This is a genomic window from Tardiphaga sp. 37S4, from assembly GCF_021044645.1.
Lineage (GTDB): Bacteria > Pseudomonadota > Alphaproteobacteria > Rhizobiales > Xanthobacteraceae > Tardiphaga > Tardiphaga robiniae.
On record NZ_CP088008.1, the window covers coordinates 4,789,732 to 4,810,762 of the forward strand.

The 21,031-nt window shown below is 62.2% G+C and carries 20 protein-coding genes; 12 read left to right on the plus strand and 8 right to left on the minus strand.

Annotation, left to right across the window (positions count from 1 at the left end; all coding sequences use genetic code 11):
• Positions 1-37 precede the first annotated feature (37 nt).
• Positions 38-775 (minus strand): HugZ family protein, encoded by a 738-nt coding sequence (locus LPB73_RS22800; protein WP_231078293.1) that lies wholly within the window; start codon positions 773-775, stop codon positions 38-40.
• Positions 776-990: 215 nt separating this feature from the next.
• On the opposite strand from LPB73_RS22800, the gene LPB73_RS22805 reads away from it, so the two are divergent.
• From LPB73_RS22805 to LPB73_RS22825, 5 genes are all read left to right on the plus strand, one after another.
• Entirely contained in the window at positions 991-1,692 is a 702-nt protein-coding gene (locus tag LPB73_RS22805) for a response regulator transcription factor (protein WP_068733897.1), read from the plus strand.
• 135 nt (positions 1,693-1,827) lie between these two features.
• Entirely contained in the window at positions 1,828-3,633 is a 1,806-nt protein-coding gene (locus tag LPB73_RS22810) for a sensor histidine kinase (RefSeq protein WP_231081226.1), read from the plus strand.
• 56 nt (positions 3,634-3,689) lie between these two features.
• Positions 3,690-4,154: an HPr kinase/phosphorylase gene (locus LPB73_RS22815; RefSeq protein WP_374725710.1), complete on the plus strand. Its 465-nt coding sequence runs from the start codon at positions 3,690-3,692 to the stop codon at positions 4,152-4,154.
• A 131-nt stretch (positions 4,155-4,285) separates the two neighbouring features.
• Positions 4,286-4,687: a PTS sugar transporter subunit IIA gene (locus tag LPB73_RS22820; RefSeq protein ID WP_068733893.1), complete on the plus strand. Its 402-nt coding sequence runs from the start codon at positions 4,286-4,288 to the stop codon at positions 4,685-4,687.
• A complete protein-coding gene (locus tag LPB73_RS22825) occupies positions 4,684-4,986 on the plus strand; it encodes an HPr family phosphocarrier protein (RefSeq protein ID WP_231078294.1) in 303 nt (100 codons plus the stop codon). Before LPB73_RS22820 ends, LPB73_RS22825 begins: the two co-directional genes overlap by 4 nt.
• A 33-nt stretch (positions 4,987-5,019) precedes the next feature.
• Here the strand turns inward: LPB73_RS22825 and LPB73_RS22830 are convergent, their stop codons facing one another.
• Positions 5,020-6,651: a glycosyltransferase family 39 protein gene (locus LPB73_RS22830; RefSeq protein ID WP_231078296.1), complete on the minus strand. Its 1,632-nt coding sequence runs from the start codon at positions 6,649-6,651 to the stop codon at positions 5,020-5,022.
• Positions 6,652-6,777: 126 nt separating this feature from the next.
• Between LPB73_RS22830 and lepA the strand changes: the two genes are divergently transcribed.
• From lepA to LPB73_RS22845, 3 genes are all read left to right on the plus strand, one after another.
• Complete coding sequence (gene lepA / locus LPB73_RS22835) at positions 6,778-8,583, plus strand: translation elongation factor 4 (RefSeq protein ID WP_089262869.1); 1,806 nt, start codon at positions 6,778-6,780, stop codon at positions 8,581-8,583.
• A 47-nt stretch (positions 8,584-8,630) separates the two neighbouring features.
• Positions 8,631-9,101 (plus strand): DUF1801 domain-containing protein, encoded by a 471-nt coding sequence (locus LPB73_RS22840; RefSeq protein WP_231081227.1) that lies wholly within the window; start codon positions 8,631-8,633, stop codon positions 9,099-9,101.
• 205 nt (positions 9,102-9,306) lie between these two features.
• Entirely contained in the window at positions 9,307-10,527 is a 1,221-nt protein-coding gene (locus LPB73_RS22845) for an ABC transporter substrate-binding protein (RefSeq protein ID WP_231078297.1), read from the plus strand.
• A gap of 88 nt (positions 10,528-10,615) precedes the next feature.
• On the opposite strand, the gene LPB73_RS22850 is transcribed toward LPB73_RS22845, so the two are convergent.
• Genes LPB73_RS22850 through LPB73_RS22865 form a run of 4 tightly spaced genes read right to left on the minus strand, consistent with a single transcriptional unit; the run spans position 10,616 to position 13,654 of the window.
• The gene (locus tag LPB73_RS22850; protein ID WP_093759866.1) at positions 10,616-11,791 is read right to left on the minus strand and encodes an MFS transporter; all 1,176 of its coding nucleotides are present in this window, start codon (positions 11,789-11,791) and stop codon (positions 10,616-10,618) included.
• Position 11,792: 1 nt separating this feature from the next.
• Positions 11,793-12,824 (minus strand): ACR3 family arsenite efflux transporter, encoded by a 1,032-nt coding sequence (arsB, locus tag LPB73_RS22855; RefSeq protein ID WP_231081228.1) that lies wholly within the window; start codon positions 12,822-12,824, stop codon positions 11,793-11,795.
• A 31-nt stretch (positions 12,825-12,855) separates the two neighbouring features.
• Complete coding sequence (arsC, locus tag LPB73_RS22860) at positions 12,856-13,308, minus strand: arsenate reductase (glutaredoxin) (RefSeq protein ID WP_231078298.1); 453 nt, start codon at positions 13,306-13,308, stop codon at positions 12,856-12,858.
• Positions 13,301-13,654 carry an ArsR/SmtB family transcription factor gene (locus LPB73_RS22865; protein ID WP_231078300.1) on the minus strand — a complete coding sequence of 118 codons (354 nt, stop codon included), beginning with the start codon at positions 13,652-13,654 and terminating at the stop codon, positions 13,301-13,303. Before LPB73_RS22865 ends, arsC begins: the two co-directional genes overlap by 8 nt.
• 42 nt (positions 13,655-13,696) lie before the next feature.
• Here LPB73_RS22865 and LPB73_RS22870 point away from each other — a divergent pair, with 42 nt between their 5' ends.
• A complete protein-coding gene (locus LPB73_RS22870; protein ID WP_231078301.1) occupies positions 13,697-14,236 on the plus strand; it encodes a DUF6428 family protein in 540 nt (179 codons plus the stop codon).
• 67 nt (positions 14,237-14,303) lie between these two features.
• Here the strand turns inward: LPB73_RS22870 and LPB73_RS22875 are convergent, their stop codons facing one another.
• Positions 14,304-15,284 (minus strand): LysR substrate-binding domain-containing protein, encoded by a 981-nt coding sequence (locus LPB73_RS22875; protein ID WP_120288225.1) that lies wholly within the window; start codon positions 15,282-15,284, stop codon positions 14,304-14,306.
• Positions 15,285-15,488: 204 nt separating this feature from the next.
• Between LPB73_RS22875 and LPB73_RS22880 the strand changes: the two genes are divergently transcribed.
• The 3 genes from LPB73_RS22880 (at position 15,489) to LPB73_RS22890 (ending at position 18,320) form a co-directional block, all read left to right on the plus strand.
• Complete coding sequence (locus tag LPB73_RS22880; RefSeq protein ID WP_068733870.1) at positions 15,489-15,875, plus strand: cupin; 387 nt, start codon at positions 15,489-15,491, stop codon at positions 15,873-15,875.
• Positions 15,876-15,964: 89 nt separating this feature from the next.
• Positions 15,965-17,188: an FAD-dependent oxidoreductase gene (locus LPB73_RS22885; protein WP_231078303.1), complete on the plus strand. Its 1,224-nt coding sequence runs from the start codon at positions 15,965-15,967 to the stop codon at positions 17,186-17,188.
• Between the two features lie 154 nt (positions 17,189-17,342).
• Entirely contained in the window at positions 17,343-18,320 is a 978-nt protein-coding gene (locus LPB73_RS22890; protein WP_176454493.1) for a Bug family tripartite tricarboxylate transporter substrate binding protein, read from the plus strand.
• A gap of 393 nt (positions 18,321-18,713) precedes the next feature.
• Here the strand turns inward: LPB73_RS22890 and LPB73_RS22895 are convergent, their stop codons facing one another.
• Positions 18,714-20,948 (minus strand): putative bifunctional diguanylate cyclase/phosphodiesterase, encoded by a 2,235-nt coding sequence (locus LPB73_RS22895; RefSeq protein WP_231078304.1) that lies wholly within the window; start codon positions 20,946-20,948, stop codon positions 18,714-18,716.
• Positions 20,949-21,031 lie beyond the last annotated feature (83 nt).

The following is a 21,031-nucleotide window of genomic DNA, read 5'->3' on the forward strand; positions in this document are numbered from 1 at the left end:
CATATTTGGTTTATTCCAGCACGGCACTTGATACCGCTCAATTCTTCAAAGCGCGGGCCTGCTCTGCGAGTTCCTTCAGGACTTGCCGCAATGCACCCGGAGTGACAATCCGCCGCGGAAAGTCCAGCCGGATCACCGTCGCGCCGTTCTGCAGGTCCATGCCATCCGGATCGCATCCGGTGCACCGCCAGTCGCCTGCGTCCGCGTGGAGAAGCTTGGTTGCATAGAGATTGAGCGCGTCGAGATGATCGGCGTTCATATGAGCAACGGCGCCCTCCTCGGCCTCGAGCATGCCTTCGGCATCGGTGAGATCGGTCAGAAATTGCTCTGGCTTCAGGTCGTTAATGCGGCCAAAGCCGGCCACCAGATGGGCACTCTTCGGCTTGATCCGGAAGAACGAAAAATCCTTAAAATCCACAAAGACTTGCGCGGATGGATGGACGCTGAGATAGCGCCGGCGCAGCAGCGATCTTTCGCAGTCGCTGGCCTCCTGCGCGATACCTCCGAGCATGATGCGTGAGCCCTCCAGGGGGTCCCCGGGCGCCCGCTCATCCAGCATCAGCGAGACGCGGGCATCCGCCAGAATATTGCGGGTATGCAGCGCCAGCCGGGAAATCAGGAGAATCGGCGACCCGTCCGGGTGGCTGGCGACATTGGCCAGCGCACAATAAGGATCGCCGGAACCGACGGCCAGGGTGGCAAGCGCCCCCTGCCGACTGCGCCGCAACAGCGACCGGGTGACGCGCGAGGGGTCGAAATCAGGGGTCGGCTGCATGGTTAAATCCCGTATTTCATTGCAAAAAGTGGCTATTTCTTCTTCCCCGGGAGGTCTATACATCTACGGAACCCACGCGTCATTCAAGCGTTCAGGGAACTCGGCCACACTTCAGCCCAGCTTGCATTGCTCGTTGACTGTGTTCTTAAGGCCACCTCATACGGCGGATTGTTGAATTCTGCCGGATAGCCCATCCCGCTTCGGAAAGCAGGCTCATGCCAACTATCGCACTGGTCGACGACGACCGTAACATTCTCACATCCGTATCGATCGCGCTGGAAGCCGAGGGCTACCGCATCATGACCTATACGGATGGTGCTTCCGCACTCGATGGCTTCCGCACGAGCCAGCCGGACCTCGCAATCCTCGATATCAAGATGCCTCGCATGGACGGCATGGAGACACTGCGCCGTCTGCGCCAGAAGTCCGATCTGCCGGTGATCTTCCTGACGTCGAAGGACGAGGAGATCGACGAGCTGTTCGGCCTGAAAATGGGCGCCGACGATTTCATCCGCAAACCGTTCTCGCAGCGTCTGCTGGTCGAGCGCGTCAAGGCCGTGCTGCGCCGCGCCGCGCCGAAGGACCCGACTGCCGCTCCGAAGGAGACCGACGCCAAGGCGCTCGATCGCGGTTTGCTGCGGATGGATCCGGAACGTCACACCTGCACTTGGAAGAACGAGCCGGTCACGCTGACCGTCACCGAATTCCTGATCCTGCAGGCGCTGGCGACGCGCCCGGGTGTGGTGAAGAGCCGCAACGCGCTGATGGATGCGGCCTATGACGATCAGGTCTATGTCGACGATCGCACCATCGACAGCCACATCAAGCGCCTGCGCAAGAAGTTCAAGGTCGTCGACGACGACTTCGAGATGATCGAGACGCTGTACGGCGTCGGTTATCGCTTCAAGGAAACCTGATCTGTAGAAGGTTCCCGCGGCACGGTTGGGGCCTGACGGCTCAGCCGTGCTGCGCTAGAATGCGCATCCGCACACGCAACAATGCGCGCCGCGTGGCGCATCGCAGATATCGACAACAACCGGGCAGTTTTGGCATTGCTGGATCGTACGCAGCCTGATGAAAGCCTGGACGCCGACGGCACGTCGCCGCATGCGGCAGGCGGCGATACCGATCGCACCCGTCGCGGCTGGCAGCGCCCGCTCGACTGGCTCCGCCGTGCCCGGCAGTTCTTCGTTGCACTGACCTTTTCGAGTCTGACGCGCCGCATCGTCTCGCTCAACCTCGCCGGCCTCTGCGCCCTGGTCGCCAGTATTCTCTATCTCTCGCAGTTTCGCGCCGGCCTGATCGACGCGCGTGCGCAGAGCTTGCTGGTGCAGGCCGAAATCATCGCCAGCGCCATTGCCGCTTCGGCAACCGTCGAAACCAATACGATCACGATCGACCCCGACCGCTTGCTCGATCTCAAGCCCGGTGAAACCTATGGCGTGCCGGACGAACTCTCCGGCCTCGATTTCCCGATCAATCCCGAACGCGTTGCGCCGGTGCTGCGGCGGCTGATTTCGCCGACCAAGACTCGTGCGCGCATTTACGACCGCGATGGCGTGCTGATCCTCGACAGCCGCAGCCTTTATGGTCGCGGCGATGTGCTGCGTTTCGAACTGCCGCCCCCGACCACCGAAAAGCCCGGCTTTGCCGAACGCACAATGATCGCGGTCCGAACCTGGCTCAATCGCGGCGACCTTCCGCTGTATCGCGAACTTGGTCCGGAAAACGGCAACGGCTATCAGGAAGTGCAACAGTCGCTCGACGGTCTGAAGAGCAGCATGGTGCGCATCAACGAACGGGGCGAAGTCATCGTCTCGGTCGCCGTACCAGTGCAGCGCTTCCGCGCCGTGCATGGTTCGCTGATGCTGTCGACCCAGGGCGACGACATCGATCAGATGGTGACCGCCGAACGTCTAGCAATTCTGAAAGTCTTTGCGGTCGCGGCCGTGGTGATGATCGTGCTGTCCCTGCTGCTGGCATCGACCATCGCAGGTCCGGTGCGACGTCTTGCCGACAGCGCCGAACGCGTTCGTCGCCGCATCCGCACGCGTGTCGAGATCCCGGATTTTACGCGCCGCCGCGACGAGATCGGCCATCTCTCCGGCGCGCTGCGCGACATGACCGATGCGCTTTATAACCGCATCGAGGCGATCGAGATGTTCGCGGCCGACGTCTCCCACGAGCTCAAGAATCCTTTGACCTCGCTGCGCTCCGCCGTGGAAACACTCCCGCTGGCGAAGAACGACAACAGCCGCGGCCGCCTGCTCGCAGTGATCGAACACGACGTGCGCCGGCTTGACCGGTTGATCTCGGATATTTCCGACGCCAGCCGTCTCGATGCCGAACTGCAGCGCAACGACACAGCGCCCGTCGATGTCCGACGGTTGCTGACCACGCTGACCTCGGTCGCCAACGAAACCAAGCTCGGTCATGACGTCGGCGTTGAAGTCCGCTTCGAAGGCGCTGCCACCGACGCCTTTTCAGTGCCGGGCCACGATTCCCGCCTCGGTCAGGTCATCACCAATCTCGTCACCAATGCGCAGTCGTTCTCGACGCCGGGCGGCAAGGTGCGGATCGTCTGCCGTCGCCTGAAAGGCAAGATCGAGATCGTCGTCGATGACGACGGCCCCGGCATCGGACTGGATGCACTCGAACGGATCTTCGAACGCTTTTACACCGACCGCCCGCATCAGGGCTTTGGCCAGAATTCCGGTCTGGGCCTGTCGATCTCCAAACAGATCGTCGAAGCCCATAGCGGTACGATCTGGGCGGAGAACCGCATCGGCCCGGCCAATGCCGACGGCGAGATCCCGGTGCTGGGTGCGCGCTTCGTGGTACGGTTGCCGGCCACATGAGCGCGGATGGCAAAAGCATCCATGCCTCCGCCGTACTGGTCGATGAGCGCGCGGTCCTGATCCGGGGGCCGTCCGGTTCCGGAAAATCGCGGCTGGTATTCGACCTGATCCTCGCCGCTCAGAGCGGACAGCTTCCCGAGGCCATGCTGGTCGGCGACGACCGGGTGCATCTGGATGTCAGGGATGGAAAACTGTGGGTACGGCCGGCGCCCGAATTGGTCGGGCTGCTTGAGGTCAGGGGGCTCGGAATCCGGCGTCTGGACTGCGCTACCGGCGCCATCGTCGGGCTGGTGGTCGATCTCGCCGCCACCGACGCTGCGCGCCTGCCAGAGCCGGAAGCGCTCAAAACCACACTGGAGGGCGTCGAATTGCCCCGAATCCCGGTCGGGACAGGCTTTTCACCACTACCATTGGTCGTAGCCGCGCTTATTACAAACGATGGTTTAGCCGCAGTGCGACCTTTGGACGATTGCTCGAAGGGAATTGGTAACCATATTAGTCCCACTATCGCCACCGAATAGACCCGCGCTACTTCCCGCCGCATCCGTGCAATTTAAGGGAGATTCGCGAAGAGCCCTCTTGCATAGGGGCTCTGGATGGTCAAAGTGGCCCTTTCGTGCGGTGCACCAAAAGCACCCACGAGGAGTTTCCGATGATTGGTCTAGTACTTGTGACCCATGGGCGCCTTGCCGACGAGTTTAAGGCGGCGCTTGAGCACGTAATGGGTCCGCAAAAACAAATTGAAGCCGTGACGATCGGCGCCGAAGACGATTCCGATTTGTGTCGCAGCGACATTATCGAAGCGGTCAATCGCGTCGACAGTGGCGATGGCGTTGCCATCCTCACTGATATGTTCGGCGGCACGCCATCGAATCTGGCGATCTCCTGCATGAGCCGGCCGAAGGTCGAGGTTCTCGCCGGTATCAACCTGCCCATGCTGGTCAAGCTCGCAAAGGTGCGCGAAGAGCGCACACTGCCCGATGCGATCGCCATGGCACAGGAAGCCGGCCGCAAATACGTCACCATCGCCAGCCGCGTTCTCGCCGGCAAATGAACGACAGCCCTGACGATACGACGGTGTCCGGCAGCGTCTCCCGCGAGATTCCGATTACCAACAAGCGTGGCCTTCATGCGCGCGCCTCTGCCAAATTCGTGCAGATGGTCGAACGCTTCAATGCCGACGTCACGGTGACACGCAACGGCGAGACCGTTGGCGGTACATCCATCATGGGCCTGATGATGCTGTCCGCCGGACCCGGGACCAGCATCATGGTCACTGCCAAAGGCGCCGAAGCTCAAGCGGCGCTGGATGCGATCACCGAGCTTGTGACCAACAAGTTCGGCGAAGAGTAGCGGTTCGCCAAAAGCTGCTTCGTCAGCGAGCGGCTATTTCATCGCTCCAGGCGCCACCACATAGACATTCCACCGCGTGGTCGTGCCGACATTGCCCTTGAAGAAGCGTCGCGTCGACATCACGATGCGTTCGGCATTCGGGAGATTGTCCTTCATCCACGCTTCGCAGCGATCGAATTTCCAGTCACCGACCATGCAGATTCCGATGAAGCCGTTACGCTTCGCTTCGGCCATCGACGTCACGCCTGACGGCCACGGCTCGTAAGGCGTCAGCGGCAGCGGATGATCGGGACTGTAGAACGTCATCTGCTCGGCGACATCGACGAAGCCCACGACCTCGCTCCAGCGCGTGTGGAAGCGCTTGTGCCAGACCTCGGTGAGTTCACGCGCGAGCTGCGAATAGGAGATGTGGGCGAAATTGCCGTTGGCATCGCGCGGCAGTGACGCGATGGCGATCTGCGGTGCGGCGGCGAGCGTGACCAGCGACAGCACGAGCCAGATCGCGGCGAGCCGTACCAGTGCGACCCGCGCCACCTTCAGCGATGGAATCGCGATCACTGCCAGCGGCACCAGGAAGAACAGCGAGATGCCCCAATCCGTCTTGATGTAGATGTCAAACAACAGCGCGCCGATGGGCGGGCCGACGGCGACGATGGCCTGGATCAGCCAGATATTCAGGGCCTGATCCTTGCAGACACCGGGATTGGTCGTCAGTGACCATGGCCGCCTGACGAATGCGCGGGGATCGCGCGCCACCAACGCCCACCAGCGTGGGCCCCAGGCCAGCACCGCAGCGGCCAGACCCAGCGGCAACAGCAGCAGCGCGACATTGTGGCCGACATAACCCCACGCCAGCTGCAGGCTCTCCCAGCGTGACGAGATCGCATAGGTATTGCCGGCGTAACGAAACGGCGCGTATTCCACCTGCCGCACCCAGTCGAGATGCGGAATCATCGCCGCCGCCATCGTCGCGATGGCGATCCATGGTGCCGGCGAGCGCAGGAACAGCATCCGCTGCGGATGGATCAGCGCGGCCAGACCGATGGCGCCGATCATCGTCACCACCCAGTATTTGGTCATCAGCGCCAGCGCAGCGGCGAGGCCAAGCAATACACCGGAGCGAATCGAGCGCTTCTCGAACGCGTGCAAATAGGCCAGCACCACCAGCGGCAAAGTTACCAGCTGCAGCAGGTCCGGATTGTATTTGAAGCCCTTGAAATTGAAGATCGGATAGATCGCGACCATCAGCAGCACGAAAAAGGCACGGCGCCGATCGACCACGCGCAGCGCAATCGCCCAGCAAAGGATCATTCCGATGCCGACCGTGACCATGGCGAGCAGATAGGTCGCCCAGTCCACCGGCGGGAAAAATTTGAACCAGACGCCCGAGATCCAGCCCGACAGCGGCGGATGCTTGCCGTAGCCCATCAGGAACTTCTGCCCCCAGGCATAGCCCTCGGAGACGTCGAAATGGATGTCCTGCGCCGCCTTTACCTGGGTCAGGATCGCGGTCCACAGCACCACATGGGCGATCGTGAAGCCGAGCACCAGCAGGACGCTCAATTGCGGATCACACGCCCAGGCAACGAGCCGCGCAGCGCCGCGGCGGCCGATCGACAGCAAGCCCCGGCGTTTGGCGGGGGTAGAGGAAGCGATTGTACTCATGGGCCCCTGCCTAGCGTGTTTCGGGCCGGAGTAAAATCAGGATGCCGTGACGGAAACAGGGCCGGGAATCAGGCCGAAACCCGCATTAAGGTTGCCGCATCGGGGCCTGAATGCTATCCCGCGCGCATGACAACCTCCCCGATTTCGAACGTCCGCAACTTCTCCATCGTCGCCCATATCGACCATGGCAAATCGACGCTGGCCGATCGCCTGATCCAGATCACCGGCGGGTTGCAGGCGCGCGAGATGAAGGAGCAGGTGCTCGATTCGATGGATATCGAGCGCGAGCGCGGCATCACCATCAAGGCGCAGACCGTCCGCCTGCATTACAAGGCCAAGGACGGCAAGGATTACATCTTCAACCTGATGGACACGCCCGGCCACGTCGACTTCGCCTACGAGGTCTCGCGGTCGCTGGCGGCCTGCGAAGGCGCACTGCTGGTGGTCGACGCCTCGCAGGGCGTGGAAGCGCAGACGCTGGCCAACGTCTATCACGCACTCGACGCCAATCTCGAAATCGTGCCGATCCTCAACAAGGTCGATCTGCCCGCGGCAGAACCCGAGCAGGTGAAGAAGCAGATCGAGGACGTCATCGGCATCGACGCCTCGGACGCATTGATGATCTCGGCAAAAACAGGTCTGGGCGTGCCTGACGTGCTGGAAGCCATCGTGCACCGGCTGCCGCCGCCGAAGGGTGACCGCGACGCCACGCTGAAGGCGCTGTTGGTCGATAGCTGGTACGACGTTTATCTCGGCGTCGTCGTCCTCATCCGCGTCGTCGACGGCGTCATGAAGAAGGGCCAGCGCGTCCGCATGATGGGCACCAACGCCGCCTATGATGTCGAGCGCGTCGGCTACTTCACGCCGAAGATGGTCAATGTGGACGAACTCGGTCCCGGCGAGATCGGCTTCATTACGGCCGCCATCAAGGAAGTCGCGGACACCCGCGTCGGCGACACCATCACCGACGATCGCAAGCCGGTCACCGAGATGCTGCCGGGCTTCAAGCCCGCCATCCCCGTGGTGTTCTGCGGGTTGTTCCCGGTCGATGCCGACGACTTCGAGACGCTGCGCGCCGCGATGGGCAAGCTGCGGCTGAACGACGCGTCGTTCTCCTTCGAAATGGAAACCTCGGCTGCACTGGGCTTCGGCTTCCGCTGCGGCTTCCTCGGCCTGCTGCATCTGGAAATCATCCAGGAGCGCCTGAGCCGCGAATTCGATCTCAACCTGATCGCGACCGCACCGTCAGTGATCTACAAGATGCATCTCACCGACGGCGAGGAGATCGAGATCCACAATCCGATCGACATGCCGGATGTGGTGAAGATCGCCGAGATCCAGGAGCCGTGGATCGAAGCCACGATCCTGACGCCCGACGAATATCTTGGCAGCGTGCTGAAGCTCTGTCAGGAACGCCGCGGCAATCAGAAAGAACTTACTTACGTCGGCGCCCGCGCGATGGTGAAATACGAGCTGCCGCTCAACGAAGTGGTGTTCGATTTCTACGATCGCCTGAAGTCGATCTCGAAGGGCTACGCCTCGTTCGACTATCATCTGACCGACTACAAGGCCGCCGATCTCGTCAAGATGCAGATCCTGGTCAATGCCGAGCCGGTCGACGCGCTGTCGATGCTGGTGCATCGCACCCGCGCCGAAGGCCGCGGCCGCGCCATGGTCGAGAAGATGAAAGAACTGATCCCACCACACATGTTCGTCATTCCGATCCAGGCGGCGATCGGCGGCAAGGTGATTGCCCGCGAAACCGTCCGCGCGCTGCGCAAGGACGTGACCGCGAAGTGCTATGGCGGTGATATCAGCCGCAAGCGCAAACTTCTGGAGAAGCAGAAGGAAGGCAAGAAGAAGATGCGGCAGTTCGGCAAGGTCGACATCCCGCAGGAAGCGTTTATCGCGGCGCTGAAGGTCGATAGCTGAGGGCATATCACTTGCAGATCTGACAGGAGGGGCACCACGTGGCAGCGATGCGGAAGTTGAGCAAAGCGGCCCAGCAACACCCCTCCGGTTTTTCCGATCCGACCGTCAAAGCAGCATTCGACCAGCATCCGCCGCCCTTCAAGGCGCGGCTCATGGTCCTCCGGCAACTGATCTTCGGGACCGCCGCGGGAATCGATGGCGTCGGTCCGCTGCAGGAGACCCTCAAGTGGAATCAGCCCAGCTATCTGACAAGCGAGACGAAAAGCGGCAGCACCATCCGGCTTGATCGCATGGGAGCCACAGAGCAGTACGCGCTGTTCTTTCACTGCCAGACCGATCTGGTCGCGACCTTTCGTGAATTGTATCCAACGGAGCTAAGCTTCGAAGGCAACCGCAGCATCGTGCTGCACGTCGATGATCCCGTGCCGGAACAAGCTCTGAGTCACTGCGTCGGACTGGCGCTGACCTATCATCTCCGCAAGCGCAGGCCTTCAGCGAGGTCATCTCAGGCTGAATGAGCGCGGCGACAACTGGCTGTCGTCCGGGAACGAACAGCGCCGTGAATGAACGGATTCCGCCGGCACAATTTTCCGCCCGCCGCAATGCGGCAGATTTCTGCGACCAAACATCCCCCACGACCGCTATTGCCTCCCCGCCCTTCGCCCCTCATGCTGCGTCCCACGACGCCGAAAACGGCGCGTATAAAAATTTGGGGAGGATTGAATGATCGCGCACCGCACGGTTGCGGCTACGACGTTTGCTGTTTCGTTGCTTTTCGGCGCTTCCGCGCTGGCCCAGCAGGCCAACACGCTTCCGCTCAAGATCGGCGTGCTCGCCGACTTCGCCTCGGTCTATGCCGACATCGGCGGCCAGGGCAACGTCGAAGCAGCGAAGATCGCCATCGAGGAATTCGGCGGCAAGATGTTCGACAAGCCGATCGAACTGGTCACCGCCGATGCGCTGAACAAGGCCGACGTCGCCGCCACCATCTCGCGCAAATGGTATGAGGCCGAGAATGTCGACATGATCATCGACATGCCGACATCGGCCACTGCGTTGGCCGGCATGGAGATGTCAAAGCAGTTCGAGAGGATCATGATCGTCACCGACGCCGCGTCGTCGGACATCACCGGCAAGTCGTGCTCGCCCTATACCGCGCACTGGACCTACGACACCTATGGCAACGCTCACACGGTCGGCAGCGCCATCGTCAAGCAGGGCGGCGACTCCTGGTACTTCATCACAGCGGACTATCTGTTCGGCCATTCCATCGAACGTGACACCGGCGACGTGGTGCGCGCCGCGGGCGGCAAGGTGGTCGGCAGCGCCAAGCATCCGCTGAACACGGCGGACTTCTCGTCCTTCCTGCTGCAGGCGCAATCGTCCAAGGCCAAGATCATCGGCATGGCCAATGGCGGCGGCGATACCATCAACACCATCAAGCAGGCGTCCGAGTTCGGCATCGTCGCCGGCGGCCAGAAGCTCGCCGGCATCGTGATGTTCATCTCCGATATCCACTCGCTCGGCCTGAAGATGGCGCAGGGGCTGATCATCACCGAAGCCTATTACTGGGATCTCAACGATCGCACCCGGGCTTTCGGCAAGAAGTTCTTCGACAAGATGAAGCGGATGCCGACCATGAACCAGGCGGCGACCTACAGCGCCACGCTGCACTATCTCAAATCGGTGCAGGCGGCAGGCACACGTGCCACCAAGCCGGTGTTGGCGAAGATGCGCGAGATGCCGGTGCGCGACGCCTTCACCGATAACGGCGTCCTGCGCGAGGACGGCCGCATGGTGCACAGCATGTTCCTGCTCGAGGTCAAGAAGCCGGAAGAATCCAAGGCGCCATGGGATTACTACAAGGTGCTCGCGGAGGTCCCCGGCGATCAGGTGTTCCGTCCGATGAAGGACGGCGGCTGCCAGTATGTGAAGAAGGACTGAGGGTCTTTCGCATCAGCAACAACGGCCGTCGCCCGGCCTGGCGCGCAATTGCACGCCTGGCCGGGCGGCACGTTAGTTTTCATCGCATTTAAACGATGGCACTCGTTGCCGGCTTCGCCGCTGGGGTTCTTAGCCAAAACAGCGCCAGGAATGCGAGCGACGTCAGCCCGCCTGTGAGCGCCAGCGCGACGCGCGGGCCACCGTGATCCAGCACAAGGCCGAACAGCAGCGGCGCTGCACCCTGCAGGATGCGCGCCGGCGCGGCCAGCCAGCCGGTTCGCATGCCGTATCCCACGGCGCCGAACATGGCCAGCGGAAGCGTTCCGCGCGCGATCGTGAACAGGCCATTGCCGGCGCCGTGCAGAAGGGCGAATGGCAGCGCGACTGGCGCTCCGAACAGGATCAGCAATCCGGCGCCGACGGGATGCAGACCCGCAGCCAGGCGTGCGGATATCATCGCCGACGCATGTCGTAGCAGACCGAATTCCCCGATCCGGGCTGCGACTTGCGCAGGCCCCATCAAAGCCCCGGCGAGCACGGCCTGCGCCGGGGTGGCCCCGAGCGCTTCCAGCAGGCGCGGCATGTGCGCGGCAAAGGCGGTGGTGACAAACCAGGTCGCACCAAAGACGCCCGCCAGAACGATCATCGCCCATGGAATGCCTGATGTGGGGACGGCAGGCTCATCCAGATGCGCATGCGGCGGCGCCTTCGGAACGAGAAAGCGGTTGAGCGGCAGACCAATGACGATGTGCAACGCGGCCCATGCGAAGCAGGCGCCGCGCCAGCCGAAGGCATCGATCATCGCGGCACTGAGGGGCCAGCCGATGGTACTCGCAAAGCCGGCGAACAGGGTAATGCCGGTGATCGCACTGCGGGCCTGTCGCCCCCACAATCCCGCAACCGTCGCAAACGCAGCCTCATACAGGCCGAACCCCATGCCGGCGCCGATGACCAGCCAGGCCAGGGCCAGCGTGATCGGTCCCGTTGCAACCGCAAGCAAGGCCAGCCCCGCCGCAAACATCAGATTGGTGGCGACAAGCACGTCCCGGCCACCGCTGCGGTCGATCATGCGGCCGGCGAGCGGACCGAGCAAACCCGACACCAGCAGCGCCACGGAGAACATGGCGAAGAACCAAGTCCTGGACAGATGCAGGTCGTCGCAAATGGGATCCGCGAATACGGCCGGAACATAGTAGCTGGAAGCCCATGCCAGTGTCTGCGTCGTACCGAGCGCGGATACGACTTGCCAACGAACGACTGCCACCTCAGGTCACAGCTCCCCGCTCGTACCAGTCCCGTGTCGCCTTCACGATGTGAACCACGGAGAGCATCACCGGCACCTCGATCAGAACGCCGACGACCGTTGCCAGTGCTGCGCCCGATTGAAAGCCGAACAGTGCGATCGCTGCGGCCACGGCGAGCTCGAAGAAGTTCGATGCGCCGATCAGGGCGGAAGGGCCGGCCACGCACCAGGCGACACCAAGGCGGCGGTTGAGCCAGTAGGCGAGACCGGCATTGAAATAGACCTGGATCAGGATCGGGACGGCGAGCAGTGCAATGACCATCGGCTGCCGGGTGATCTGCTCGCCTTGCAGGCCGAACAACAGCACCAAAGTTAGCAGGAGCGCGACCAGCGATACCGGACCGAGCAGCGACAGCGCCTGCGATAGCGCCGCCTCGCCTCCCCTCGCCAGCAATGCGCGCCGCCAGAACTGCGCGATCGCCACAGGCACGATGATGTAGAGCAGCACGGACAACAGCAACGTGCCCCAAGGCACGGTGATGGATGACAGTCCGAGCAGAAGTCCGACGATCGGCGCGAAGGCAACCACCATGATGGTATCGTTGAGCGCGACCTGTCCCAGCGTGAAATTCGGCTCGCCATCGACCAGGTTCGACCAGACAAACACCATCGCCGTACAAGGCGCAGCGGCAAGCAGAATCAGACCGGCCGTATAGCTATCGATCTGGTCCGCGGGCAGATACGGCCTGAACAGATGGCCGATGAACAGCCAGGCGAGAAGCGCCATCGAGAACGGCTTCACCAGCCAGTTGATTCCGACGGTCGCGGCAATGCCGCGCCAGTGTGCGCCAACGTGACCGAGCGCTCCGAGGTCCACCTTGAGCAGCATGGGAATGATCATCAGCCAGACGAGGACAGCCACCGGCAGATTGACCTGTGCAATCTCCGCCGAGCCCAGCGCATGGAAAACGGCCGGCATCCATCGGCCCAGCAGAATGCCGACGACGATGCAGAGACCGACCCAGATCGTGAGATAGCGCTCGAACAAGCCCATCGCCGGAGCGGAAACCGGCCTGCCAATGACTTCACTGGTCATGACGTTGTCCTGCGATCCGCTGGCCGCTCGCATCCACGACCCGGTCGCCATCCTCTTTCGAGAACGCTCCAAGCTGCCGAGTGGGCATGATGTCCAGAACCGCTTCGGATGGCCGGCAGAGTCTCACGCCCAGCGCGGAGACCACGATCGGGCGGTTCATCAGGATCGGATCGGCTTCGATGGCGTCGAGCAACTGCGCGTCGGTCAGACTGGTGTCGGAGAGGCCCAGCTCGGCATAGGGCGTTCCCTTCTCACGCAGGATGTCGCGCACCGACATGCCGGCGCGCGCGAGCAATTGAACGAGCAGGACCCGCGACGGCGGTGTCTTCAGATACTCGATGATGTGCGGCTCGATGCCGGCATTGCGGATCATGGCCAGCGTGTTGCGCGAGGTACCGCAATCAGGGTTGTGATAGATGATGACGTCGACGCTATCAGGCACGTGACAGCTCCTTGCTGTCCGAGGTGCATGCGGACGCCGTGGCCGGCATACAGATGTCGGGATGACCCGCGCAGCAATCCCGCATCAGGAACTGGATGAGGCCCGACAGGGCGTCGTAATCGGCGGTGTAGACAATCGAGCGGGCCTCCCGCTTCGCGCTGGCAAGGCCAGCCTGGGTCAGCTCCTTCAGATGGAAGGACACGTTCGAGGCCGACACGCCTGCAGCCTCCGCGATGGCGCCGGCCGGCATCCCGGCGGGACCGGCCTGCACGAGCAGGCGCACGATGCGAAGCCGTGTCTCCTGGGACAGCGCTGCGAAAGCCGACAGGGCTTGACGTTCTTCCATATTTCAATAATCCTAAAAATATCGAATCATGGAGTAACATCGATGCTGGACCTTGCCAAGCCGGAAATTCCGCCTTCGCCGCAGATCACCGCCGACGACATCAGCATCGGGGCGCTCCTCGCCGCCTGCGACGCGGCACCGGCATTGCCTTTGGTGTTCACCTATAGCGGTCACAGCATTCAGGCGGGCTACCACATCACCGAAGTCAAGGCGGGCGCCTTTTCCGCACTTGATTGCGGCGGCAATCCCGAAGCGTGGTCGGAGATCTTCGTACAGTTGTGGGACATCGTCGAAGGTGACCGGACCCATATGACGGCGGCTAAATTCGCCGCCATCATCCGGAAAGTCTCCGACCATGTCGCTCTCGATGCCAATGCGCGGCTGACCTTCGAAGTGAGCGATGGCGTCGCGCCGATGCAACTACACTGCGCGGATACACCGCGCTTGGAGGGTGGCAATCTCACGGTGGCGCTTGCCCCGCGTCCGGCGAGTTGCAAGCCACGCGACCGCTGGCTGGAGGCGCAGAAGGAAGCCAGTGCATGCTGCGCGCCGGTATCGTCCAAAAGCGCGTGCTACCGGTAAACGCCGCGGTTCAGACCGGAGACCTGTTACTGGACTCAACGATCGTACGCGGTAGAGCCCACAATCATTATCCTTTGCCACCTGCAGTCGTTGCGCTGCGTCGATCCGCGAGGCGACCAGTCTCTTTTTGCAAAGCTCCTGGCGAGGAGCCGGGATGCGCAGACGCCTGGGCTTGCGACAGCAACCACGCCCGGAATGCCTGCAGCAAAGGATTCCCGGCTTTCTCCTCCGGGCAGGCGAAATAGTACGAGCCGACGCTTTTCAGGGTCAGGCTCGACAACACCTTCAATTTGCCCGACCTGAGTTGGTCGGAAATCAGGAATTCGGGAAGCAAGGCAACACCAAGACCCGAGCTTGCCGCGCTGATCAAAGTGGACTGGATATCGAAACGCGGCCCGCGGATCACATTCGTGCCGCCGAGCTCCGCAGCATCGAACCAGCGACGCCATGCATCGGCGCGTGTGACGAGATGCAGAAGCCGCAGCTCGGCGACCTCGCTCGGCGGCAATTCGCCGCGCCTGCCGATCAGCGTCGGCGATCCGACCGGCAGAAGAATTTCATCGAACAGATAGTCGGCCTGCGTGCCCGGCCAGTCCGGTTCGCCGAAGTACAGCGCGCCATCGAGCGCGGTCTCGCTGAAGAAGAAGCGCGTGTTGCGCGCACTCACATTGACAGCGACGCCGGGATGGCGCGCATAGAAGTCCGGCAGGCGCGGAATGAGCCACTGGGCGCCGACAGTGGGCAGCGCCGCGACGTCCAGAACCATGCCGTCGGCCTCATAGCCCATGATCTCGAGCGCATCGCGCTCGATCCGCTCGATCGTCTGCGCCACGCGGGTGCTGTAGGCCGCCCCTGCCCGCGTCAACGTGATGCGTTTCTTGATCCGATGAAACAGCTTCACGCCGAGCTGCGTCTCCAGCTGCGCAATCTGGCGCGACACCGCACTTTCGGTCAGCGCGAGTTCGCTGGCGGCGCGGGTGACGCTGAGGTGTTTGGCAGCCGCGCTGAACGCCATCAGCGCGCCGAGGCTCGGTATTCTGCGGCGCATAGTTCATTCCAAAAACGCAAGATGTCCGCAGATTAAATTGTTTGCACGCCTAAGCACAAGGCAACAATCTCCCCGCGATGACAAAAGTCATGGCGGGCGGCGACCTCTGGCGAGATTACGCCCCGGCAACGGTCTCAAGACATGCAGACTGCAGCACGGTGCCCCGCACAGGTGCTTCGGTCATCAACTTCAAGGAGCACATCAGTGGCAGTCAACAAATTGCATGACGAATTCCACACGCTCGACATGGAGAGCGGCTGGCAATTGCCCGAGGGCTACGATCCCGCGTCGGGCGCGCTGGAGAAGATACTGTCCGGATCGCTCGATACCGCGAACAAACGCGGCAGCCGGACGCGATTGCTGAAGTTCCCTCCGGGTCTCTTCACCACACAGCAGATCGTTCACGACCACTGGGAAGAAGTCTTTCTCGTCTCCGGCGACCTGATCGTTGGCAATGACGAGAACGGGCAAGGCGGCACGCCGTTCGCCGGCTACACCTACGCCGTCAGACCGCCAGGCGCGTGGCATGGTCCGTTCAAATCCGAGGGCGGCTGCCTGCTTCTCGAAATGCACTACTACGATCCCGCCTGAGAGCCACAGAGACGATGACGGCAGCCTCTTGGAGGGGCCGCCGATCAGAGCCGATGCTCCCTGAAATCCCCGCAAGAGGTCTTGATAGAATGAGTAATGCGAAGCTTCCCGTCATCATCGCCGGTGCAGGGCCAGTCGGCATGGTGGCTGCCGCAGATCTGGTGCGACAGAACATTCCGGTTCTGGTGCTCGAGAAGAACGACGTGCTGAGCAGCGAGTCGCGCGCATCGACGTTCCATCCGCCCACGCTGGACATGCTCGACGATCTCGGTTTCGCCAGCACGTTGATTGCACAGGGGCTGAAGGCACCGACGGTCCAGTACAGTTCGTCCGAAGACGGTGTGCTCGGCACATTCGATTTCGCGGCGATCTCCGATCTGGTGCGGCATCCGTTCCGCCTGCAAGCCGAACAGTTCAAGCTCACACGCATCATTCTGGACGCCCTGTCCGGCAATCCGCTGTTCTCGATCGCGTTCGGCAGCGAGGTTAAATCGGTCGAGCAGACCAGCGATACCGTCAAGGTGGTGGTCACGGCCAACGGCCACGACACCACGCATGAATGCGCCTGGCTGATCGGCGCCGATGGTGCGAACAGCATCGTCCGCCGCAGCCAGGATATGGAATTCGAGGGCTTCACCTGGCCCGAGCGTTTCCTGGTGATGACGACACCGGTCGATTTCACCGCGCTTCGGCCGGGCGTCTCGTCGGTCAGCTATGTCGCCGATCCCGAACGCTGGTACTTCCTTCTGCGTATCCTCGGCGCATGGCGCGTGATGATGCCGGTGGCCGCGGAAACATCCGATGAGGAAGCACTGTCCGAAGCCTATGTGACGGCGTCGATCCGGCGGATCGTTCCCGCAGAGCTGGAGGCCCGCATCCTCCACACCACGCTCTATCGTGTGCACCAGCGCGTCGCCGCGAATTTCCAGAAAGGCCGCACATTCCTGGCCGGTGACGCCGCCCATATCAACAACCCGCTCGGCGGCATGGGCATGAATGGCGGCATTCATGATGCATTGAACCTGACCGCGAAGCTGGGTCCGGTCATCAACGGCACGGCTGATGAGAGCATTCTTGCCGATTACGATCTGCAGCGCCGGACGGTCACGATGCAGGCCATTCAGGGCGACACCATCCGCAACAAGAAGAACCTCGAAGCGAAAGACGAAGCCGATCGTGCGCGTTTCCGCGACGACATTCGCGCAGCAGCCGCCGATCCGGAAAAGGCACGAGCGCTATTGCGCCGGATCGCGATGCTCGACTCGCTTGAGCGGGCCGGTGCGTTGCATGTGGCTGAGCACCGCCCGGGGTGATCAGCAACTCTCTCTGAGACGATGTCGACGGCAACCGGTCACTCGGCTGGATAAGAACCGCGGCAGTGGAAGCGCCAGTAAGCCTGGAGGAGCCAACACCATGGTTCCCAAGATGTCATGCAGGAGTTTCAGAATGCCAAGCAAGGATTTACGGATGAAGTGGACGACGTTTCTTTTGGCGGCGCTGGTAGCGCCTGTCGCCTTGGGCGTGCCCGGCGCGGCAGCGGCCGGCTTTCCGGAAAAAATGATCACAATCGTGGTCCCTTATCCGGCTGGAAGCACGGCGGACGCGATTCCACGACTAGTGGCTCCGCTGATGTCGAAGTCGCTCGGCGTCACCGTGATCATCGAGAACCGCGGCGGCGCCAACGGCTCGATCGGGGCGGCTCGCGTCGCCGCGTCGCCGGCGGATGGCTATACGATTCTGCTCGCGACAACCGGCATGATGGCGATCAATCCGTGGATCTATGAAAAGCCCGCCTATAATTCCGAAAAGGATTTCGCGCCCATCACCAATGGCGCTTCGACGCCGAACATCCTGGTCGTCAATCCTTCGGTCAAGGCGAACTCGCTGAAGGAACTGGTGGCGCTGGCCAAGGCCGAGCCGGGCAAGCTGACATTTGCGTCAGCCGGTATCGGCAGCACGAGCCATCTGTGCGGCGAGACGCTGAAGGTGCTCGAAGGCATCGATGCCGTCCACATCCCGTATCAGGGCGCAGCTCCGGCACTTCAGGATGTCATCGGTGGTCAGGTGTCCATGATGTGCGATAATCTGTCGAACACGGTCCAGCAGGTACAAAGCGGAGCGCTGAGGCCCATCGTCGTGACCGCGCCTGAACCAAGCAAACAGCTGCCCAATGTGCCGACGTCACCGCAGGCAGGCTATCCCGATCTCCTCGCGGGCAACTGGTACGGCTTTGTCGCTCCATCGGCGACCCCCAAGGACGTGATTGAGAAGCTCAACACATCGATCGTGGAGGCGTTGCGAGATTCAACTGTTTCGGCTCGCCTGGAAGGCCTTGGTTTGACCGTGATCGCGGACAAGCCCGATCAGTTCGGAGCTGTTATCGCCAAGGATTCTGCGCGGATGGAAAATATCGTGAAGCGCTCGAAAGCGAAGATTTCCAACTAGGGATTTTTCGGCATCCCTCCGAGCTTAAACTGGTATTGACTTTAGTCCTAGATTGAGTTACCTCGCTTCCAGCCTGCTCGATTGCTGCGTGCTCATGACACACAGCGTCGATCAGACTGCAGCGGCGACCCGGTCATCCGGGCAGCTGCTGGTGGAGCGCCGGGAGGCGCAGCGTTCGCTCGGCGGGCTTCGCACCCCCACCGATGTCGTAACGCGCGCGTCCTCCCTGCGGGACTCGCAATCCCGCCGGTGCTGACGTGCGGGCCGGCCCTCGCAAGGCTAGCCTCAAGGGGTCTCGCAAACCCCTGGCGCCTCCCGGCGCTCCATTCTCGCAATGGGAAACGGGATGAAGGGTCGTCCGCGCCCTCGCTGAAGCGGAGATCGGCGCGTGCCTTATGCGACCTGCGCGCGGACGGACAGTTCCGCATCCGGCGCAGCAATGGCCTGAGCGCGCAGCAGCTCGATGATCTCCTCGTTCGGTCGCGCGCGGCTGAACAGGAAGCCCTGCCCTTCATGGCAGCCTTCACTGCGCAGGCAGGCGAGTTCAGATTCGGTCTCGACGCCTTCCGCCGTGATGGTGACACCGAGGCCCATGCCGAGGCTGATGATCGAACGCACGATGGCCTGCGCGTCGCGATTGGAGCCGAGATCGCGCACGAAGGACTGGTCGATCTTGATCTTGTCGAACGGAAAGCTTCTGAGATAGCTCAGCGACGAATAGCCGGTTCCGAAATCGTCCATCGAGATGCGCACGCCGAGCGCGCGCAGCGCGTGCAGGGTCGCCAGCACCTGATTGCTCTTTTCCAGCAGCAGCGTCTCGGTGATCTCCAGTTCAAGCCGCCGCGGCGGCAGTCCCGAATGCTTCAGCGCATCCATCACCACCGAGAGCAGATTGCCAACGCGGAACTGCAGCGGCGACAGATTGACTGCGACGCGCACTTCATCGGGCCAGCGCGCAGCCTCATTGCAGGCCCGGCGCAGTATCTGCGTGCCGAGCGCATTGATCAGGCCGGTGTCTTCCGCAACGGGGATGAAATCCGCCGGCGAGATCATGCCGCGCTCCGCATGCGGCCAGCGCACCAGCGCCTCGCAGCCGGTAATGCGACCGGTCTTGAGATCGATCAGCGGCTGGTAGAAGGGTCGGAGCTGATCGTCCTGAATGGCGGAGCGCAGATCGATTTCGATCTTGCGACGCGCTTGTGCACGAGCGTCCATGCCGGACTCGAAGAAGCTGAAGGTACCGCGCGAGTCGTTCTTGGCGCGCGACAGTGCCATGTCGGCGTTCTTGAGCAACCGCTCGGATTCATCGCCATCGCTCGGCGCCATCGCGATGCCGATGCTGGCGCCGATGACCACCGAATGACCGTCGAGCAGATAGGTCTCACCGACGGCGTCGAGCAGCCGGCGCGCCAGCAGCACGACATCCTCGGGACGGTTGATGCCGGTCTGGATGATGGCGAATTCGTCCGAGTTCAGCCGCGCCAGCGCGTCTTCCTCGCGCAATGACGACCGCAACCGCCGCGCCACGCCGCGCAGCAGCTTGTCGCCGATACCATGGCCGAGCGTGTCGTTGACACCCTTGAAGTTGTCGAGGCCGAGAAACAGCACCGCGACCTTCTCGCCGGTGCGCCGGGTATGTGCGAGGACCTCGTCGAGACGCTGGCGCAGCAGGTTGCGATTTGGCAGGCCGGTGAGGCCATCATGATGCGACATGAAAGCCAGCCGCATCTCGGCACGCTTGCGCTCCGTGATATCCATCAGCGCCAGCATCACGGCTGGCTCCTCGTTGTAGACGAGGTGCCGCGAATAGATCGCCAGATCGATTAGCGAGCCGTCGGCCTTGACGTGTTTCCAGGTTCGCGCGGCCTGCTCGTCATTGGCGTGATCGCCGACCCAGGGCGGGGCGGCCTCGAAGGCCTGCAACTGGCGGATGGTGAGCTTCTCGAATTCCGGACGCGTGTAACCGTAATGTTCGATCGCAGCGTCGTTGACGCTGAGGATGCGTTCGTCATCGAGCGCACAGACGATCATCGGCACCGGATTGCTCTCGAACAGCAGGCGGAACGACGCCTCGCGCTGTTTCAGCTCGGTGATGTCGACGCGCAGACCGATGACACCGCCGTCTTCGGTGAGCCGCTCTTCGATCAGGACGACGCGGCCGTCGGCCAGAACCTGTTCGTGACGTTCACCTGGATGGAACAGTTTGGCGACGCGTTCCGCGATCCATTCGTCCTCGCGACCGATGGCCTCAGGATAGTCGCCGCGTTCGACACCGACGCGGATCGTGTCCTGCAGACGCGCACCCGGCACGAACTGATCCGAGCTGCGGTTGTAGATTTCCGCGTACTTCTTGTTCCAGAGGATGTAGCGCCCGTCGGAATCGAGAAACACGATGCCTTGCGGCAGAATGTCGATCGCCTCGCGCAGACGCTCATGGGATTTACGGGCTTCCGCGATCGCCGCCTCGGCCTGGGCACGCTGGCGCACGATCTCGCGAATGGGACCGCTGACAAGACCCTTTTTCGGCGCCAGTTTCGGCGCAGCCGCGATCGCCCGGCTCGGCCGGGTGGTCCGAGACGCCAGTCCGGCTTTCGCTTTCTTTTTCGCTTCAGGCCGGAACTTCAGCATCAATGATCCACTCGCAACGCGCGTGTGACAATATGTGCAAGAAGTGTCTGAAAAAACGGTATCAATGCCCGTTCACAGCAACC

Coding starts and splice junctions, on each gene's coding strand:
- LPB73_RS22800 (WP_231078293.1), bottom strand. CDS start 775: ATGCAGCCGACCCCTGATTTCGACCCCTCGCGCGTCACCCGGTCGCTG.
- LPB73_RS22805 (WP_068733897.1), top strand. CDS start 991: ATGCCAACTATCGCACTGGTCGACGACGACCGTAACATTCTCACATCC.
- LPB73_RS22820 (WP_068733893.1), top strand. CDS start 4,286: ATGATTGGTCTAGTACTTGTGACCCATGGGCGCCTTGCCGACGAGTTT.
- LPB73_RS22825 (WP_231078294.1), top strand. CDS start 4,684: ATGAACGACAGCCCTGACGATACGACGGTGTCCGGCAGCGTCTCCCGC.
- LPB73_RS22830 (WP_231078296.1), bottom strand. CDS start 6,651: ATGAGTACAATCGCTTCCTCTACCCCCGCCAAACGCCGGGGCTTGCTG.
- lepA (WP_089262869.1), top strand. CDS start 6,778: ATGACAACCTCCCCGATTTCGAACGTCCGCAACTTCTCCATCGTCGCC.
- LPB73_RS22840 (WP_231081227.1), top strand. CDS start 8,631: ATGCGGAAGTTGAGCAAAGCGGCCCAGCAACACCCCTCCGGTTTTTCC.
- LPB73_RS22845 (WP_231078297.1), top strand. CDS start 9,307: ATGATCGCGCACCGCACGGTTGCGGCTACGACGTTTGCTGTTTCGTTG.
- arsB (WP_231081228.1), bottom strand. CDS start 12,824: ATGGGCTTGTTCGAGCGCTATCTCACGATCTGGGTCGGTCTCTGCATC.
- LPB73_RS22865 (WP_231078300.1), bottom strand. CDS start 13,654: ATGGAAGAACGTCAAGCCCTGTCGGCTTTCGCAGCGCTGTCCCAGGAG.
- LPB73_RS22870 (WP_231078301.1), top strand. CDS start 13,697: ATGCTGGACCTTGCCAAGCCGGAAATTCCGCCTTCGCCGCAGATCACC.
- LPB73_RS22875 (WP_120288225.1), bottom strand. CDS start 15,284: ATGCGCCGCAGAATACCGAGCCTCGGCGCGCTGATGGCGTTCAGCGCG.
- LPB73_RS22885 (WP_231078303.1), top strand. CDS start 15,965: ATGAGTAATGCGAAGCTTCCCGTCATCATCGCCGGTGCAGGGCCAGTC.
- LPB73_RS22890 (WP_176454493.1), top strand. CDS start 17,343: ATGAAGTGGACGACGTTTCTTTTGGCGGCGCTGGTAGCGCCTGTCGCC.
- LPB73_RS22895 (WP_231078304.1), bottom strand. CDS start 20,948: ATGCTGAAGTTCCGGCCTGAAGCGAAAAAGAAAGCGAAAGCCGGACTG.